At 31.8% G+C, this 18,808-nt stretch carries 15 protein-coding genes, 2 tRNA genes and 3 rRNA genes; 12 read left to right on the top strand and 8 right to left on the bottom strand.

The genetic code is table 11. The annotated features are described in order from the left end of the window. Positions 1–70: 70 nt before the first annotated feature. The 5 genes from galU to LPB137_RS09715 are packed head-to-tail and all read right to left on the bottom strand — an operon-like array spanning position 71 to position 5,967. A complete protein-coding gene (gene galU / locus LPB137_RS09735) occupies positions 71–907 on the bottom strand; it encodes a UTP--glucose-1-phosphate uridylyltransferase GalU (RefSeq protein ID WP_076087512.1) in 837 nt (278 codons plus the stop codon). Positions 908–949: 42 nt separating this feature from the next. After that, a complete protein-coding gene (locus LPB137_RS09730) occupies positions 950–2,686 on the bottom strand; it encodes a sugar phosphorylase (protein ID WP_076087510.1) in 1,737 nt (578 codons plus the stop codon). Next, the gene (locus LPB137_RS09725; RefSeq protein WP_076087508.1) at positions 2,683–3,894 is read right to left on the bottom strand and encodes a glycosyl transferase; all 1,212 of its coding nucleotides are present in this window, start codon (positions 3,892–3,894) and stop codon (positions 2,683–2,685) included. Before LPB137_RS09725 ends, LPB137_RS09730 begins: the two co-directional genes overlap by 4 nt. 13 nt (positions 3,895–3,907) lie before the next feature. Beyond that, positions 3,908–5,194: a glycerate kinase type-2 family protein gene (locus LPB137_RS09720; protein WP_076087506.1), complete on the bottom strand. Its 1,287-nt coding sequence runs from the start codon at positions 5,192–5,194 to the stop codon at positions 3,908–3,910. Further along, positions 5,185–5,967, bottom strand: a complete 783-nt coding sequence (locus LPB137_RS09715; protein WP_076087504.1) for an HAD-IIB family hydrolase — start codon at positions 5,965–5,967, stop codon at positions 5,185–5,187. The genes LPB137_RS09720 and LPB137_RS09715 overlap by 10 nt, the downstream gene beginning before the upstream one ends. Positions 5,968–6,111: 144 nt before the next feature. Between LPB137_RS09715 and LPB137_RS09710 the strand changes: the two genes are divergently transcribed. The 8 genes from LPB137_RS09710 (at position 6,112) to LPB137_RS09675 (ending at position 14,100) form a co-directional block, all read left to right on the top strand. Then, positions 6,112–6,606, top strand: coding sequence for a redoxin domain-containing protein (locus tag LPB137_RS09710; protein ID WP_076087502.1), 495 nt, complete (start codon positions 6,112–6,114; stop codon positions 6,604–6,606). A 31-nt stretch (positions 6,607–6,637) separates the two neighbouring features. Beyond that, a complete protein-coding gene (locus LPB137_RS09705; protein ID WP_172802479.1) occupies positions 6,638–6,979 on the top strand; it encodes a cytochrome C in 342 nt (113 codons plus the stop codon). Positions 6,980–7,379: 400 nt separating this feature from the next. After that, positions 7,380–8,896, top strand: a 16S ribosomal RNA gene (locus LPB137_RS09700). A gap of 98 nt (positions 8,897–8,994) precedes the next feature. Then, a tRNA-Ile gene (locus tag LPB137_RS09695) sits at positions 8,995–9,071 on the top strand. A gap of 41 nt (positions 9,072–9,112) precedes the next feature. Next, positions 9,113–9,188: transfer RNA gene (locus tag LPB137_RS09690), tRNA-Ala, on the top strand. A 312-nt stretch (positions 9,189–9,500) separates the two neighbouring features. Then, positions 9,501–12,416, top strand: a 23S ribosomal RNA gene (locus tag LPB137_RS09685). Between the two features lie 166 nt (positions 12,417–12,582). Continuing rightward, positions 12,583–12,698: ribosomal RNA gene (gene rrf / locus LPB137_RS09680) — 5S ribosomal RNA — on the top strand. Together the 16S, 23S and 5S rRNA genes with 2 tRNA genes alongside form the textbook arrangement of a ribosomal RNA operon. 283 nt (positions 12,699–12,981) lie before the next feature. Beyond that, complete coding sequence (locus tag LPB137_RS09675; protein WP_076087500.1) at positions 12,982–14,100, top strand: aminotransferase-like domain-containing protein; 1,119 nt, start codon at positions 12,982–12,984, stop codon at positions 14,098–14,100. 6 nt (positions 14,101–14,106) lie between these two features. Here the strand turns inward: LPB137_RS09675 and LPB137_RS09670 are convergent, their stop codons facing one another. Genes LPB137_RS09670 through LPB137_RS09660 form a run of 3 tightly spaced genes read right to left on the bottom strand, consistent with a single transcriptional unit; the run spans position 14,107 to position 16,003 of the window. Continuing rightward, on the bottom strand, positions 14,107–14,409 hold the full coding sequence (locus LPB137_RS09670) for a metal-sulfur cluster assembly factor (protein WP_076087498.1): 303 nt from the start codon (positions 14,407–14,409) through the stop codon (positions 14,107–14,109). Then, complete coding sequence (locus LPB137_RS09665) at positions 14,409–15,644, bottom strand: hypothetical protein (protein WP_076087496.1); 1,236 nt, start codon at positions 15,642–15,644, stop codon at positions 14,409–14,411. The genes LPB137_RS09670 and LPB137_RS09665 overlap by 1 nt, the downstream gene beginning before the upstream one ends. A 14-nt stretch (positions 15,645–15,658) precedes the next feature. Beyond that, a complete protein-coding gene (locus LPB137_RS09660; protein ID WP_076087494.1) occupies positions 15,659–16,003 on the bottom strand; it encodes a hypothetical protein in 345 nt (114 codons plus the stop codon). A 205-nt stretch (positions 16,004–16,208) separates the two neighbouring features. Here LPB137_RS09660 and LPB137_RS09655 point away from each other — a divergent pair, with 205 nt between their 5' ends. The 4 genes from LPB137_RS09655 to LPB137_RS09640 all read left to right on the top strand — a co-directional run bounded on the left by LPB137_RS09655 (position 16,209) and on the right by LPB137_RS09640 (position 18,808). Continuing rightward, on the top strand, positions 16,209–17,501 hold the full coding sequence (locus LPB137_RS09655) for an NCS2 family permease (protein ID WP_076087492.1): 1,293 nt from the start codon (positions 16,209–16,211) through the stop codon (positions 17,499–17,501). 9 nt (positions 17,502–17,510) lie between these two features. Continuing rightward, positions 17,511–17,957: a phosphoribosyltransferase gene (locus tag LPB137_RS09650; RefSeq protein WP_076087490.1), complete on the top strand. Its 447-nt coding sequence runs from the start codon at positions 17,511–17,513 to the stop codon at positions 17,955–17,957. Positions 17,958–18,082: 125 nt separating this feature from the next. Beyond that, complete coding sequence (locus LPB137_RS09645; protein WP_076087488.1) at positions 18,083–18,364, top strand: hypothetical protein; 282 nt, start codon at positions 18,083–18,085, stop codon at positions 18,362–18,364. Between the two features lie 57 nt (positions 18,365–18,421). Beyond that, positions 18,422–18,808 (top strand): DUF423 domain-containing protein, encoded by a 387-nt coding sequence (locus LPB137_RS09640; RefSeq protein ID WP_076087486.1) that lies wholly within the window; start codon positions 18,422–18,424, stop codon positions 18,806–18,808.

Below are 18,808 nucleotides of genomic sequence, written 5' to 3'. Positions count from 1 at the left end.
ATTTTGTCCTTATTTTCATTTAATTGTTTATATATTTATTATTTTATCTAAAGCTTGCTTTTAAAAAATCTTATTTTTTATTTTCTAATTCATAAAAATAATTAGTAGCTTCTACAAAACCATCGATTGAACCACAATCAAATCTTTTTCCTTCAAATTTATAAGCTAATACCATTTGGTTTTTTGCTTGAGTACAAAGTGCATCAGTAATTTGTAATTCTCCATTTTTCCCAGGTTTTGTGTTTTTGATAATTTCAAAAATTTCTGGAGTTAAAATATATCTTCCAATTACTGCAAGATTTGATGGAGCTTTGTCATTATCTGGTTTTTCTATCATATTTGAAATAATATGAACACCATTTTCCATAGGTTTTCCTTCAATCACACCATATTTATGAACTTCTTCTTTTGGTACTTCCATACAAGCTACGATACAACATTTATATTTTTCATAAAGTTTAACCATTTGTTTAAGAACTCCATCGCCTTTTGGATTTACACATAAATCATCAGCTAAAATAACTGCAAAAGGATTAGAATCTCCTACTAAAACTTTACCTTTATATATAGCATCACCTAAACCTTTCATTTCATTTTGTCTTGTGTATGTAAAAGTACATTTTTCAATAATACTTCTAATATCACTAAGCATTTTTTCTTTTGAACTTCCTTGTATTTGATGTTCTAGCTCATAAGAAATATCAAAATGGTCTGTAATAGCTCTTTTCCCTCGACCTGTGATTATTGACATTACATCACATCCTGCATCCATTGCTTCTTCAACTCCATATTGTATTAATGGTTTAGTAAGTACTGGTAACATCTCTTTTGGCATTGCCTTTGTTGCTGGTAAAAATCTTGTACCATAACCTGCTGCTGGAAATAAACACTTTGTAATTTGACTCATTTTATATATTCTCCTTAATTTTTTTAATTTGCATTTAATATGCTATATTTTTCCCTTAAGCCACATAACTTGATATGGTTCAAGAGTAATTGTTGATTCTTTTTTCATACTATTATCATCACAATAGTTTGAACTTAAAATATCACATAATGGTAATTTTATATCTTTAGGTAATGTAATAGTAACTTCTTCATTAGAGTAATTATTAAGAGAGAGTATTCTTTCTTTTTTATCTACACTAAATTTATCAATTACAAAAACTCTTTCATCTAATTCTAAAAAGTTAAATTGAGTAAATGGATTAAAAGCATCTTCATTTATTCTAATTGAAATCATTCTTTTATACGCATCAAAAATAGTTTTTCCTAAACTTCCCATTGTTGAAAGTTCATTTTCAAGCCAATCAACATTATACTTTTCTCTATTTATAGTTCTATTTATTCCAGAGTGCTTAACACCATCTTTATAATTTTGAGAACCAACTAATGAATGAAAATAAATCCCAGGAACCCCAGGCATTGCTAAAACAGTTGCTTGAGTTACCAGCATTCTTTTTATTCTTAATATTTGCTCATCTTCTGGATTACTTAAAGCATCAATATAACTACAATTTAATTCATAAGGAGTTTTACTTCCATCTTCTTCAGATCTATATGAAACTAAACCACCATGGTCTTTAACTCTTTTTTCAATATTAGCTACTTCTTCATCACTCAAAATCCCTTTTACTGGACGAAGACCAATACCATCATGACTAGCAGTAAAGTTAAAGAAACATACCTTATCACTAGGTAGTTCTAATGTTTTAGCCCAAGTCGTTAATTTTTTAGTGTTTGAGCAAACCATTGAATTTAGTAATAGTGGAGGAAGTGCAAAGTTATAAACCATTTGAGCCTCATCATCTCCACTTCCAAAATAAGAAATGTTTTCATGATGAGGTACATTTGTTTCTGTAATTATAATTACTTCAGGAGCAACTTCGTGTATTACTTCTCTCATAAGTTGAATTAATTCATGTGTTTGAGGTAAATGAACACAACCCGTTCCTAACTCTTTCCAAATAAATGCAATCGCATCAAGTCGAATTAGTGTTGCACCTTTTTCAACATAGTAAAACATTGCATCAAGAACAGCTCTTAAAACCTTATAACTTTTATAATTTAAGTCAACTTGGTCTTTACTAAAAGTTGTCCATATATTATGAATTTTTCCATCGTCTGCAATATATTCATGCAAAAGAGGTGTTGCTCTTGGACGTACAACTTTACTTAAATCAGTTGTAGGATCAAGTTCAATAAAGAAATCTTCAAAATATTTATCACCTGCTAAAAAGGATTTAAACCAATTTGAAAACTGAGAAATATGATTAATAACACCATCAACCATTATTCTATATTCCTTTGACAATGATTCAACTTCTCTCCATGATCCCATATGAGGATCAACAGCAGTATAGTTTACAACTGAAAATCCATCATCTGATGAATAAGGGTAAAAAGGTAAAATATGAACTGAATTAATAACTCCTTTTAAATGATTATCCATAAACTGTTTTAAAGTGTCAAGTGCAGGTTCACTATTTCTAGAAACTTGATCTCCATAAGTAATTAAAATGATATCTTTTTGACTTAAATGATACTCTTTTGAATTAATTCTTTGTTTATACTTATAAATTAAATCAATTATTCCATCTATTGCTTTTTGAGCTGTTTCTTCAGGGTATAATTTATGTAGTCTTTTGTTTATATTATGCTTTGGGTCTGAGATATGGTTTTTCATTGATTATCCTTTTGAACATATTCATGAAATTTATCAGAAAAATCAGGTAAAACTGATCTTACTGTAATCCATGGAGATAAAGCTGGAACACCCATTGGGTCTTCATAATATTCATTTGAAGCTTCTTTGATAGCTTCTTGAAAAGCTTCAACTGCTTTAATTTCTTTTTCTCTTATATAATCTAATCCATTAACTTTGCTAAGTGCATTATATTTTGATATTTCAAATCTTGATTCTTGGAAATAGGTTGCAAGTAAAGTTTTAAAAGTAGAAGGAGAAAAGATAACACCTTCTTGTGCCATTACTCTAAAAAGTGTTTTAGCAATATCATTTGCCATTTTATAAATTCCACCATTACTCTCTTGTGAACCTAACTCTTGATGTTTATGTTCATAAGTATCCATGATTTGTGTTTGACAAATTCGTCTGTTTGAGGTGTTTTTATAAACTTCACTTAATGTTGAAACTTCAAGTCCCCAAGTTGGAGAAATAGCAATACCCCTTCCCATTGACCTTATAAATGAAAACTCTCCAGAAAGTGCATATCTAAAACTTTCCATATATTCTAAATATCTGCTATGTCCATGAACTTTTTTCAATGAATTAATCAAAGGTGTATAAAGTAATCTTGTAGCTCTTCCATGAAGTTTATTTGTAACTCTTGAATAATAACCTTTATTAAATTCAAAATCTAAACCTGGATGAATAATAGGATAAAACAATCTTGCAGGAATTTCTCTTGAGTAATTAACAATATCACAATCATGAAGTGCAAAAGCATAAGCATCTTTATCTGTTAATCCATAACCTAACATTGTCCATACATTTCTTCCTTTACCTGGAGTATCAAGTCCTGGAAAACCTTCATTTGTAAGTTCAGAATAAAGTTCTTTAATTCTTGGACCATCATTCCATAAAACATCAACTTTACAATGTAGTTGACTCATAAGCTCTTTTACTTCTTCAAATTGCTCTTTAGTCGCTTGATCAAGTCCTAATATAATTTTATATAAATACTTAACATCTTTAAGCTCTTCTATAATTGTATGCATAGCAGGAGTTTGAAACTCTGAATATAAAGCAGGTAATAAAAGAACCATTCTTCTTCTTCTACTAAACTTTATAAGTTCATTTTCCATATCTTCTAAGCTTCTAGCACCTAAGTTTTGAAGTGTTGTTACAACACCATTTTGAAAAAAATCTGACATTTATATTCCCTTTTTATTTTTCTATATGAAGTATTAATACATCTAACATATTATTATGACTAGGCCCTGTGTTCACTAAGTCACCTGTTTTCTTAAAAAACTCATTTGAATTAAAATCTTCTAAATATTTTTTTATATCTAAATTTAAATTTTTATAGTTTTTTATACTAAAATTATCTACAACTGCACCAGCACTATTTGAATTGCCATCAACTCCATCACTTGCTGCACTTAAAAGAGTAATTTTCTTGTTATCAGGGAATTTATTTAAAAATGATAATACTAGATGTTGATTTCTTCCACCTTTCCCATCACCTTTTACTTTAACTAGTGCTTCTCCACCAAAAATAAAACAACCTTGCTGTTTTTGTTTAATAAAATCTAGTAAATCATCAATAACAATATCAACATCTTCTTCTATTTTTTTATTCATAATTACAGATGAAATATGTTTAGAAGAAAGTTCTTTTTGTATATCTTCTAAAAGTATTTCATTTGAAGCTATTAAAAAATGCTTAATACCAATATTTTCAGTTTTTGGAGTATCTTCTATTTCTTTATTAAGACCTTTAAGTAAATATTCTTTTACATTTAAAGGAATTTTTTCAAATAATTCATACTCTTTTAAATATGTAATTGCATCTTCAAAACTAGAACTATCAAAATATAGTGGAGCTGAACCAATTGCTTCGATATCATTTGATAAAACATCACTTAATACTAAAACAATACCTTTAGCTTTGCAATTTGTTACTAGTCTTCCACCTTTTACTTGTGATAAATGTTTTCTAATACAATTCATAGCAACAATTGGCATTGAACCTTTTAACATTAAATCAGTTGTTTCTTGAAAATCTTCAAGTGTAATATCTTCAATTGGTAATTCAACTAAAGCAGAATTACCACCTGAAAGTAAATATATGAAGAAATCATCTTCATCAAGATTTTCTATTTCTTCTTTTAAACTTTTACCAGCTTTTACACTTTTAAAAGTAGGAATAGGGTGAGAACTTTGTAAATATGTTAGATTTTCTTTATTCAAGCTATTTTCATAAGGTCCAACAAGTAAAGCTTTTTCAATTTTTTCATCAAGCTTATTGTAAATAGTTTTAGCCATACTTAAAACTGCTTTTCCAGAACCAAAAAGATGTATTCTTTTGTTTTGAGGTAAAGTAATAACTTCATTATTTATAATTATTTCATTTTGTTTAAATTCACATTTATTATCAATTAATTTACTAGGTTCTATATTTTTTAGAACTTCAAAAAATGAATCTTTTAATATTTCTTTTACTTGCATAAAGTTCCTTTTAATGCTTCATTCCAACCTTTTGGACCAATTCCTTCTGTTTTTATTAAATCTTTTTTTTCAAAATTAATAAATGTATTATCAAATTTTTTAATTAAAACAGAAATATCAGCGCACTGAAGCATTGTAATATCATTTGCTCCATCACCTAGTGCAATTGTTTTATATTTTGTATTATTTTCTTTTTCGTAAATTTTACGAAGTTCTAAAAGTGCTTTTGCTTTATCTTGTCCTTTACTAATTAAGTGATAAAATCTTCCACCTTTTACAATATCAAAACCTTTTTTTAAAGCTAAATCTTTTAGTTCTGTAATTCTTGATTCATCTTTTATAATAAAAGGTTCACAAAAATCTCTTTTTTTTGCAAGTTTTGCATCACTTAAACTAAGATCAGTTAATAATGCTACTTCTTGAATACTCATATCAAAAAAGCCTTTTAGTTCATACTCTTTTTTATAAATATTAAAAAAGTCTAAAACTTCAAGATATGTCTTTCCTAAGTTAATCTGTTTAAAATCATTTTCAAAGGGAATGAAAATACCTGCACCATTTTCAACAATAAATGGCTGTTTTAATTCAAGCTTTTCTCGTAGTTTTAATATTTCATGTTTTGTTTTACTTGTAATTATAATTAATGGAATATCATTTAATTTAAGATAGCTTAGCATTTCTTTAGCATCATCGAAGCTATATGTTTCGTGATCAAGTAATGTACCATCTAAGTCTGTAAATATAAGATAGTTTTCTTTTTGTTTTTTTAACATAATTCAGTATATCGAATATAAAAGTATATAGAAAGTATATACATGTATAAAAAGTATACAATCTAATGTATATAAAATATTGCAGTTTTCTTAACAATCATTAAATACTATTTTGTAATAATACAAGCATACTTAAGGAGAAAAATGAAAGATAAATTAAAAAAATATATAAAAGAAATTATCATATTTACAATTACACTAGCAATAGCTATGAATGTAGTTAGTTTTTACAGAGCACAAGACTTAAACAAAAACGACTTAGATATTAAAAGCTTCAAATTATTAGATGGGAGTGAATACAATATAAAAACAGATAAACCTTTAGTAATTCATTTTTGGGCGACATGGTGTCCAACATGTAAACTTGAGGCATCAAATATAGAAAAACTATCAAAAGATTATGAAGTAATAACAATAGCAGTTCAATCAGGAAGCGAAGAAGAAATAAAAGAATATTTAAAAAGTAATGATTTAACATTTAATGTAGTAAATGATGAAAATGCTTTTTATTCATCAAAATTTAATATTAAAGTTTTCCCAACTACACTTATATATAATAAAGAAAAGAATTTAGAATTTTCTGAAGTAGGGTATACAACAACAGTAGGTTTATACACAAGAATGTCCGTAGTTAAATAATATAAAGGTATATAGGAGTATACTTTTATTTATGAAACTATTAATATTCTTAAGTATACTTTTTATTACAAATATAAATGCCTCATATAAAGCACTTCTTTTTAATGGCAATTGTATTACTTGTCATAAAACAGATAACTTAAATAAATCAGCTCCAAGAATACAAGAAATACAAAATAATTACAAGAATGCATTTCCTAACAAAAAAGATTTTATTGATTACATGAGTACATGGGTTTTAAATCCAAATGAAGAAACATCATTAATGAGTACAGATATAAAAAAATATGGACTAATGCCACAATTAGGATATGATAAAACTACACTAGAAGAAATTTCAGAGTATATATATGATACTAATTTCGATAATTAGAGAAATCTATAAAAACCCAAGCAAAAGTAAGTGAAAGCCAATCAAAAAACCGAAAAAAGAACAAATCTAAAAATTTAAACAGATTTTAAGTTATACCTCTTGACAAAGCATAAAAAATTCTCTATAATTCCCGTCCAATTTAAGTAGAGCGCAAGCGACACATAAACGGATGATCTTTAACAATGTAATGAAGTTTGTAAAGTAATCTTTATAAACTGAATATAATACTCTAATATATAATCTAAAAGAAATAGATTTAAAAAAAATAAAAAAATTATAACAAGAATTAATTCTTGTCTATAAATTTGAGTGATAATTTTGTATAACAATACAAATTTGTCAGTATCAAACTAGACGCGTTTATAAAACTTGACATTAAGTCAACTTTGTATCGCACTTCTTTATGGAGAGTTTGATCCTGGCTCAGAGTGAACGCTGGCGGCGTGCTTAACACATGCAAGTCGAACGAGAACGGATTAAAGCTTGCTTTAATTGTCAGCTAAGTGGCGCACGGGTGAGTAATATATAGGTAACGTGCCTTCAAGAAGGGGATAACAATTGGAAACGATTGCTAATACCCTATATGCCTTTAGGACTTAAGTCTGCAAGGGAAATATTTATAGCTTGAAGATCGGCCTGTACAGTATCAGTTAGTTGGTGAGGTAATGGCTCACCAAGACAATGACGCTTAACTGGTTTGAGAGGATGATCAGTCACACTGGAACTGAGACACGGTCCAGACTCCTACGGGAGGCAGCAGTGGGGAATATTGCACAATGGACGAAAGTCTGATGCAGCAACGCCGCGTGGAGGATGACACATTTCGGTGCGTAAACTCCTTTTATATAGGAAGATAATGACGGTACTATATGAATAAGCACCGGCTAACTCCGTGCCAGCAGCCGCGGTAATACGGAGGGTGCAAGCGTTACTCGGAATCACTGGGCGTAAAGAGAATGTAGGCGGATAGAAAAGTCAGAAGTGAAATCCAATAGCTCAACTATTGAACTGCTTTTGAAACTTTCTATCTAGAATATGGGAGAGGTAGATGGAATTTCTGGTGTAGGGGTAAAATCCGTAGAGATCAGAAGGAATACCGATTGCGAAGGCGATCTACTGGAACATTATTGACGCTGAGATTCGAAAGCGTGGGGAGCAAACAGGATTAGATACCCTGGTAGTCCACGCCCTAAACGATGCACACTAGTTGTTGTGAGGCTAGACCTTGCAGTAATGCAGTTAACACATTAAGTGTGCCGCCTGGGGAGTACGGTCGCAAGATTAAAACTCAAAGGAATAGACGGGGACCCGCACAAGCGGTGGAGCATGTGGTTTAATTCGACGATACGCGAAGAACCTTACCTGGACTTGACATAGATAGAATATAACAGAGATGTAATAGTGCTAGCTTGCTAGAACTATCATACAGGTGCTGCACGGCTGTCGTCAGCTCGTGTCGTGAGATGTTGGGTTAAGTCCCGCAACGAGCGCAACCCTCGTCATTAGTTGCTAACAGTTCGGCTGAGAACTCTAATGAGACTGCCTGGGTAACCAGGAGGAAGGTGAGGACGACGTCAAGTCATCATGGCCCTTACGTCCAGGGCTACACACGTGCTACAATGGGGTATACAAAGAGCAGCAATACCGTGAGGTGGAGCAAATCTCAAAAATATCTCCCAGTTCGGATAGCAGTCTGCAACTCGACTGCTTGAAGTTGGAATCGCTAGTAATCGTAGATCAGCAATGCTACGGTGAATACGTTCCCGGGTCTTGTACTCACCGCCCGTCACACCATGGGAATTGAACTCATTCGAAGCGGGAATGCTAAAGTAGCTACCCTCCACAGTGGATTCAGTAACTGGGGTGAAGTCGTAACAAGGTAACCGTAGGAGAACCTGCGGTTGGATCACCTCCTTTCAGAGAAAGAGACTTAATTCGTTTTAAGTCTCATCAAGAAAAACAAATAAAGAGTATTATGTTCGGTTTATAAAGATTATTTATTTAATAGGTAATAGGGGCCTATAGCTCAGCTGGCTAGAGCGCTCGACTGATAATCGTGAGGTCCCAGGTTCAAGTCCTGGTAGGCCCACCATTCTTAAATAATCTATAACTTAATAATTAATATACTACGATGGGGAATTAGCTCAGCTGGGAGAGCGCCTGCCTTGCACGTAGGAGGTCAGCGGTTCGATCCCGCTATTCTCCACCATCATATAAACGAAATTACACTGATAAAAGTTTAGTTGCTAAACTAAATATAAGTACTTATATAAAGTATTTATATTTGGTTTAATTACCAAAATGATATTTAAAAATATAATGTTAAAGTCTTTTAATTTTTTCATTAAAGAAAGCTAATTTTATTTAATAAAGTTAGAAATATTTAATAAACAATTTTAAAAACTATCTAAGAAATTAGATAGAACACAATTTATTATTTTATAAAATATGCATTAATGTATGTTTAATAAGATAGTAGCCAAAGAATAATTATCAAATGCGACAGATTAAATTCTGTTTATTATAAGCTATTAAGGGCTAATGGTGGATGCCTAGACTGTAAGAGGCGATGAAGGACGTACTAGACTGCGAAAAGCTACGGGGAACTGTCAAGAAGTTTTGATCCGTAGATATCCGAATGGGACAACCCAGCTAATAGAGATATTAGTTACACGAAAGTGGGCAAACCTGGTGAAGTGAAACATCTCAGTAACCAGAGGAAGAGAAATCAAAAGAGATTCCCAAAGTAGCGGCGAGCGAAATGGGATTAGGACAAACCCTATGCTTGCATAGGGGGTTGTAGGACCAAGATGTGAGACTAGAGAATATAGATGAATAACCTGGAAAGGTTAAGCGTAGAAGGTGATACTCCTGTAATCGAAATGTTTAATAGCTCTATTGGTATCCTGAGTAGGACGGAACACGTGATATTTTGTCTGAATCTAGGGGGACCACCCTCTAATCCTAAATACTACTTACAGATCGATAGTGAACAAGTACCGTGAGGGAAAGGTGAAAAGTACTCCAGCGAGGAGAGTGAAATAGAACCTGAAACCATTAGCTTACAATCATTCGGAGCCCTATGATTTATCAGGGTGACGGACTGCCTTTTGCATAATGAGCCTGCGAGTTGTGGTGTCTGGCAAGGTTAAGCCAAGTGCGAAGCCGTAGCGAAAGCGAGTCTTAATAGGGCGACTTAGTCAGATGCTGCAGACCCGAAACGAAGTGATCTATCCATGAGCAGGTTGAAGCTGGTGTAAGAGCCAGTGGAGGACCGAACCGGTGTGCGTTGAAAAGTGCTCGGATGACTTGTGGATAGGGGTGAAAGGCCAATCAAACTTCGTGATAGCTGGTTCTCTCCGAAATATATTTAGGTATAGCCTTGCGTAGTAGCATATAGGGGTAGAGCACTGAATGGGCTAGGGCTGCTTACCGCGGTACCAAACCCTATCAAACTATGAATACTATATGTGTAATCGCAGGAGTCAGGCGTAGGGTGATAAAATCCTATGTCGAGAGGGGAACAACCCAGACTAACAGCTAAGGTCCCAAAGTCATATCTAAGTGGAAAACGATGTGGAGTTACTGTGACAACCAGGAGGTTGGCTTAGAAGCAGCCATCCTTTAAAGAAAGCGTAACAGCTCACTGGTCTAGTGATTCTGCGCGGAAAATATAACGGGGCTAAGATATGCACCGAAGCTTTAGATTCAATATTTTATATTGAGTGGTAGGAGAGCGTTCTATTCAGCGTTGAAGATGTACCGGTAAGGAGCGTTGGAGCGGATAGAAGTGAGCATGCAGGCATGAGTAGCGATAATTGAGGTGAGAATCCTCAACGCCGAAAACCCAAGGTTTCCTACGCGATGCTCGTCATCGTAGGGTTAGTCGGGTCCTAAGTCGAGTCCGAAAGGGGTAGACGATGGCAAATTGATTAATATTTCAATACCAACAAACAAGCGTGATGTGGGGACGCATAGAGTTAATCGAGCTCACTGATGGAATAGTGGGTCGAAGGACGTAGGTCGTAATTTAGGCAAATCCGGATTACATGAGACCGAGATCTTACAGGCTCCTGACACTCTTCGGAGGAGATGGAGAATCGATGATACTGTCGTGCCAAGAAAAGCCACTAAGCATATTGTTTGTTGCCCGTACCGTAAACCGACACAGGTGGGTGGGATGAGTATTCTAAGGCGCGTGGAAGAACCCTGGTTAAGGAACTCTGCAAACTAGCACCGTATCTTCGGTATAAGGTGTGCCTACTTTGGTATAGGAATTTACTTCCGAAAGCTAGAGAGGTTGCAACAAAGAGTCCCTCCCGACTGTTTACCAAAAACACAGCACTTTGCTAACTCGTAAGAGGATGTATAAGGTGTGACGCCTGCCCGGTGCTCGAAGGTTAACTGATGATGTTAGATTTATCGAAGCATTTGATTGAAGCCCGAGTAAACGGCGGCCGTAACTATAACGGTCCTAAGGTAGCGAAATTCCTTGTCGGTTAAATACCGACCTGCATGAATGGCGTAACGAGATGGGAGCTGTCTCAACCAGGGATCCAGTGAAATTGTAGTGGAGGTGAAAATTCCTCCTACCCGCGGAAAGACGGAAAGACCCCGTGCACCTTTACTACAGCTTGACACTGTAGCTTGGATATTCATGTGCAGGATAGGTGGGAGGCTATGAAACTAGGATGCCAATTCTAGTGGAGCCATCCTTGAGATACCACCCTTGAATATTTGAGTTACTAACTGGGATGAGTTATCCTCATTCAGGACAATGTCTGGTGGGTAGTTTGACTGGGGCGGTCGCCTCCTAAAAAGTAACGGAGGCTTACAAAGGTTAGTTCATGGCGGATGGAAATCGCCAGTTGAGTATAATGGCATAAACTAGCTTGACTGTGAGACATACAAGTCGAACAGAGACGAAAGTCGGTCATAGTGATCCGGTGGTTCTGTGTGGAAGGGCCATCGCTCAAAGGATAAAAGGTACGCCGGGGATAACAGGCTGATCTCCCCCAAGAGCTCACATCGACGGGGAGGTTTGGCACCTCGATGTCGGCTCATCGCATCCTGGGGCTGAAGCAGGTCCCAAGGGTATGGCTGTTCGCCATTTAAAGCGGTACGCGAGCTGGGTTCAGAACGTCGTGAGACAGTTCGGTCCCTATCTTCCGTGGGCGTAGGAAAGTTGAGGAGATTTGTCCCTAGTACGAGAGGACCGGGATGAACGTACCACTAGTGTACCAATTGTTCTGCCAAGAGCATCGTTGGGTAGCTACGTACGGATGAGATAAGCGCTGAAAGCATCTAAGCACGAAGCCAACTCCAAGATTAACTTTCCCTGAAGATCCCAGCAAGACTAGCTGGTTGATAGGCTAGATGTGTAAGCGTTGTAAGACGTTTAGCTGACTAGTACTAATAGATCGTTTGGCTTATTTATAATTCAAATTTAGTATTCTTTGGTTTACTATCTTATTAAGTGTACGCAATGTATGAATAAAAAATAAAATGTGTTGACTTTAACATTATTAATATCTTTACTCAACCTAAAGTTGAGTAATGAGTATACTAGCATTTTTGCAATGGTATATTGATTACTCAGTTTTGCTGGTGGTTATAGAGAAGAGGAAATACCCAGCTCCATTTCGAACCTGGAAGTCAAGCTCTTCATCGCTGATAATACTGCAGGGTCCCCTTGTGGAAACGTAGGCCGCTGCCAGCTCTTGAGTATTTATTTACAAGCTTTTAGCTATTTGAACTTTGTTCTTTTAGCTGAAAGCTTTTTTTTTAGCCTCTTTTTTCGGGTTTTTCCTTCGTTTTACTTTTATTTAAATCTTCTTTCTAATCTTTTTCTTTTTTTCTTAATTTTTATTCTTTTAAATTAATCCATAGTATCTATTCTATTTTTTAAGATATAAATAGCAATATAAGATAACTATTTTGAAATTATAGATAAAGAATATTTTTCTGATTTTATATATAATACAACAAAAAAGGAATAGTAAGTGAGTAATAAAATTAAAAGGTCATATATTAGAGAAATATTAGATGCTACTGATGTTAATACTATCTCCTTTGCAGGAGGGCTTCCTGATAAAGAATTGTTTCCTTTAAAACAATTATCAAAAGCTAGTAAAAAAGTATTTAAGAATAGTGATTGTTTACAATATTCTAAATCTCAAGGTTTGGAGAGTTTAAGAGAAAAGATTGCTTCTATATATACTAAGAACTTAGGATTTTTTACATCAAAAGATGAAATATTAATTACAACTGGCAGTCAACAAGCTTTTGATATTATTTTAAAGAGTTTAGATTTAAAGCAAATCATAGTTGAAAGTCCATCATATATTGGTGCTTTAGGAGCATTTAAAATATTAGACAAAGAGATTATTGATTTCAAAAAAATTAATGACTTAGAAAGTTTGTTAAATAATTCAAATATTTTATATGCTATTAGTGATTATCAAAATCCTTCTACAAATGTATATAGCAACAAAAAAAGAAAGAATATTTCTAATATACTAAATAAAAGAAAATCAATTTTAATTGAAGATGCTGCTTATTGTTTTTTAAATTTTAAAAATAAAGTTAAAACTCCAATTTCAAAGTTTTATGAAGAGTCTTATCATTTAGGTTCTTTTTCTAAAATAGTTGCTCCTGGTTTAAGATTAGGGTGGATTCGAGCCAAAAAAGAGAATATAGAAATGTTATTAGCTGCAAAAGAATCTTTAGACTTACACTCATCAACTTTTAACCAAATGTTAATTGATGAGTATTTAAATGATAATGATTTATTCTCGCATATTTCTTTAATAAATAAAGAGTATAAAAATAAAATGGAGTTTATGGCTAAGTGTTTTAAAAGATATATTCCTTCTTTTAAATTTAAAAAACCCAAAGGTGGTATGTTTATTTATGGTTCTTTTAAAATTGATTCTATGCTTTTAGCAAAAGAGGCTTTAAAAGAAAATATTGCTTTTGTTCCTGCTGAAGTATTTTATTTAAATGAAAAGTCTAATGAGGCAAGATTTAATTTTACAAATGCTAGTTATAAAGAGATAAAAAAAGGAATTAAAAAACTATCATATATTGTTGATAGTTTTGAAGATAAGATAAACTCTTAAAAGAGTTTATCCTCCTAGGGCTTTTTTTACATTATCATTTGCCATAGTTACATTCCAAGCTGGCTCCCAAACTACAATAGCTTCTGCTTTTTCTACTTTTGGTAGTTCTCTTAGAACTGCTTCTTCTACCCAATTTACAATCATTTGATGTAAAGGACAAGCTTTTGTTGAAAGAGTCATAGTTACTGTAACTTCATTTTGTTCATTGCATGAAGCATCGTATATTAGTCCCATTTCTACTAGATTAAATCCTACTTCTGGATCAAGTACTGTTGATACTGCTTTGAATATTTCTTCTTTTGTATACATTATTTAAACCTTATCATAAATAATAAATTTTTTAATAAAAATACTGAAGCAATACATATAAATGATGCTCCAGCTTTAAAAATTTCATCTGACATAAATAGTAAACCAAGTGATGATATTACTACACCTACACTTGCAAATATAAATTGATAATTTGCATCTTTAACTGGAACCATATCTGCTAACATTGGAACTTTTTGTTTTCCAACTAGAGGTGAAAACTTTTCAAACCATACTAAGAAAGGAACAATTTTATATAAATGACCAATAATTACAAAGGCTATAAAACCACTGAACATTAACCATGAAGCAGTGAATAATAAAGGTTCATAATCTATAAATATATACAAAAATCCTAATATTATTGATATTAAAAATGTTGCAAAGGAAAAGAATAATGAAATAACATAAATATCATTTTCTTTTCTTGCTCTTGTTTTATAAATTAGAAAAATCTGATAAAAATAAATACTTAATGCTAATACTGCTAGTAAATACCCAATTTTGTCTATTATTGTTAAAGAGAATATTGCTGATATGATTATAAAACTCACTGCTGTTGTCATAATAATTACTGCATTATTAAGTGGTTTTTGTGAAAAGTTATGTGATAAGCCAAACATTGGTACTAAAACTAATGATAAGGCCATTATACTAATAATTATATAACCTAAAACAACGGAAAAAACATGAGCTTTTAACAGTTCATTAATATCTGCATCAAATTGTCCTGCATAAGTTAATGCCATGATTATTCCAAAAATAATTCCTATAAAAAGAAAAATATTTGATACTAAAATACTTTTTATCACGTTTGAAAAGTTTGTAACTTTTTTCATCGTTAGTAATATTTCGCTTAAAAAAATAAACATTGATAGTAATACTAAGACACCGCCATAAGGTAAAAAACTACTATTACTTGAAAATCCAAAAGCCATTAAAAGTGTACCTATTAATAGTAAAGGATAAATTATATAATAAAACTCAACACTAAAATGTCCAACTTCAAGTGTAACTGGAATTAATTGAGCCATTGCACCAAATATTATCATCATAACAAACCCTAATAAAAATAGATGTGTCCATGATAGTAAATCTGGATTATGAATATTTAGTTCATTAATATTTAAAGTTAAAGAAAATATTGACGAGAATAAATAAAAAATCACACCTATTATAAAATAAGGTGCAATTAATTTAAATGGCGGTGCAAAGTCTTGTGTTATATTCATCATTTGAAACTCTTTTCTTATCCTGCACAAGAAGTTTGAGAGAAATCAGTTTCTTTGTTTTCTCCGTCTTTAGATGTAAAAGTAACGCTGTGCATTCCATTTTCAATTTCATCTATTTCATAATTAAAGTTTTGTTGGATTTTTGGGAATAATCCCATTGGTGGTTTATGATTGATCATAATTAGTTTAGAGTTTTTATCTAATAATTGTAAGCCTGCCATTGCATTAACCATTGGTTCTGGTGGTCCACATTCAGAAGTGTCAAAATAATAGTATGAGATACCATCTTTAATATATTTATAAAAATCTACTGTTGAACCTTCTATTTCAATTTTTTTCGCATCTTTGGGTAATAATTGCATTTTAATCTCCTAAAAGTTATTGTTGTAATTTTAATATTTTTTATTTTTAATAACATTGATGGCTATCAATAAAAATAAATATCTTTCTTATAATTCAGATTAATTTCAAAATATTACAATATTGTTATTGTTTATACATCTTTTATATTAATTTTTATTTAAGTTTGAGTATACTTTGCGCTTATTTAAAAAATAAGGATAAATTGTGAACTTCTTTAAATTAAAAGAGCATAACACAACAGTTAAAACTGAGCTTTCAGCTGGGTTTACTACTTTTTTAACAATGATGTATATTGTTCCAGTTAATGGTTTTATACTTGCAGATGCAGGTTTACCTATGGATGCAGTTGTAACTGCAACTGCTATTATTACTATTTTAGCAACACTTTTCTCAGGACTTTGGTCAAACACTCCAATTGCAATGAGTGTTGGTATGGGACTTAATGCATACTTTTCTTATGGCTTAGTTTTAGGTATGAAAATTCCTTGGGAAACAGCACTTGGTATTGTATTTTTATCTGGTATATTATTTGTAATTTTATCTTTAACAAATTTTAGAGTTTGGATTATGACATCAATTCCTATGAGTTTAAGACGAGCAATTTCTGCGGGTATTGGTTCTTTTATTGCTTTTATTGGTTTAAAGCAAATGGGAATGATTAGTGCAAGTGAAGCTACATTAGTTACCTTAGGTGATTTTTCAAATTCAAATGTACTACTTGGAGTTTTAGGTTTAATTCTTGCATTTTCTTTTTATGCTTATAGAATTAAAGGTGCATTTATTCTTTCAATTGCTATTACATCAATTGTAGCTTGGATTCTAGGTCTTGGTGCATTACCTCAAAGTGTCATCTCTACGCCTGCTTCAATTTCACCTATTTTTATGGAACTTGATATTTTAAGTGCTTTTACTTTATCTTTATTACCTGTGATTATTACATTCTTAATTACTGATATGTTTGATACTTTAGGTACTTTAACAGGAGTAGGGACTAGAGCTAAGTTATTTCAAGAAAATAACAAAAATGATAAGTCATTACAAAAAACGCTTGAAGCAGATGCAATTGCAACAACTGCAGGTGCATTAGTTGGAGTTTCAACTACAACAGCATTTATTGAAAGTGCATCAGGAGTTGAAGAGGGTGGACGTACTGGTTTAACTGCTGTATTTACAGCAATGTTTTTTGTAACTACTTTATTTATGCTTCCTTTATTTAAAGCAATTCCTGCAAATGCAATTTATCCTGTTTTAGTTGTTGTTGGTGTTTTAATGTTTACAGAACTTGGAAAAATAAATTTTGAAGATTCTGATTTAGCAACAAGTGCAGGAGCATTTTTAATTGTAATTTTAATGCCATTAACTTTCTCTATTACAAATGGTATAGCAGCAGGTTTTTTAGTTTATACAATTATAAAATTAGCTAAAAAAGAGTTTAGTGATTTGAATATTGGTATTTTAGTAATAACATTTATTAGTGCATTAGCATTTATTTTATAAGGAAAAATTTTGGAAAAACTTTATTATAGTTATGATTTATTTAAAGAAGATACACAAAAATTAGTAAACTCTTGTAGAGATTATGAGCCAGATGTATTACTTGCAGTTGCAAGAGGTGGTTTGACATTAGCTCATTTAATGGCACAAGCAATGGATATGAGAAATTTATATAGCTTAAATTCTGTTCATTATGAAGGTGATTTAAAGCTTGATACATTCAATATTTTTAATATTCCTGATGTATCACATGCAAAAAGGGTTTTAATTATTGATGATATTGTTGATTCAGGTGAAACAATGGAACAAATTTTAAAAATATTAAAAGAAAAGTTTCCAAATGTAGAATTCAAATTAGCAACGCTATTTTATAAAAAAACTGCAGTTTTACAACCTGACTATACGGTAAGAGAAGCGACTCAATGGATTGATTTCTTCTGGGAAGTTGATGTAAAATAAAAATTGAATCCTAATTTATTAGGATTCAGAACTACATAAAATATTACTTTTATATATAAATCTTGAACTTTTACCTAACTTTTACATTCTACTTTGTATAATTTAAAAAAACTACTGGAAAACAAATGACTTTTATAGATTTTAAAAAATTACTTTTGGACGCAGAACTTACAATTCCTAAATTTACAGCATTAATTAAAGTTAGTGAAAAAAATATTCAAGCTTATAAAAAGAAGAAAGAAGTTCCTAATGCAATTGCATCTATCGCTGCTTGTTTTGCCTATATGAACAAAGAAGGAATTGACTATAAAACATTAATTAATGATTTAGAATTAGTCAAAAAAGAAAAAAAAGGCGCAGGATTCTCAAAAGATAAGTCCTTAGAAAAAATATCTAAAAGTAAATAAAATATTTTATTAACTTTTTTTTGATATACTTCGCAAAAATTAACTTTTGGAAGTATTATGACACTTAATAATAACAGTAAAAAATTTCTAGCAATTGCCTCTTTTATGATGGCTCTTTCAATTGCTCTTGGTGCTTTTGGTGCACATGGACTTAAATCAATAGTAACAGACTCAATGTTAAAAATATACAATACTGGAATACAGTATCAATTTTATAATACTCTTGGTCTTTTTATAGTGGCTTTTTTAATTAATTTTAAACCTGATTCAAAAAAATTAAGACTAAGTGCATGGCTTATAATTATTGGAATGATAATATTTTCTTTTTCATTATACGCTTTGGTTGTTTTAAATTTACCAATACTTGGAGCTATCACTCCAATTGGTGGAACTTTATTAATTATTGCTTGGTTAGTAGTAACTTATAGCTTATTAAAGGAATAA

Origin of the sequence: Poseidonibacter parvus (assembly GCF_001956695.1) — a bacterium.
In the GTDB taxonomy this organism is placed as follows: Bacteria; Campylobacterota; Campylobacteria; order Campylobacterales; family Arcobacteraceae; genus Poseidonibacter; species Poseidonibacter parvus.
Note: the sequence above shows the minus strand (reverse complement) of the source record. Positions and strands in the feature narration are given on the sequence as shown.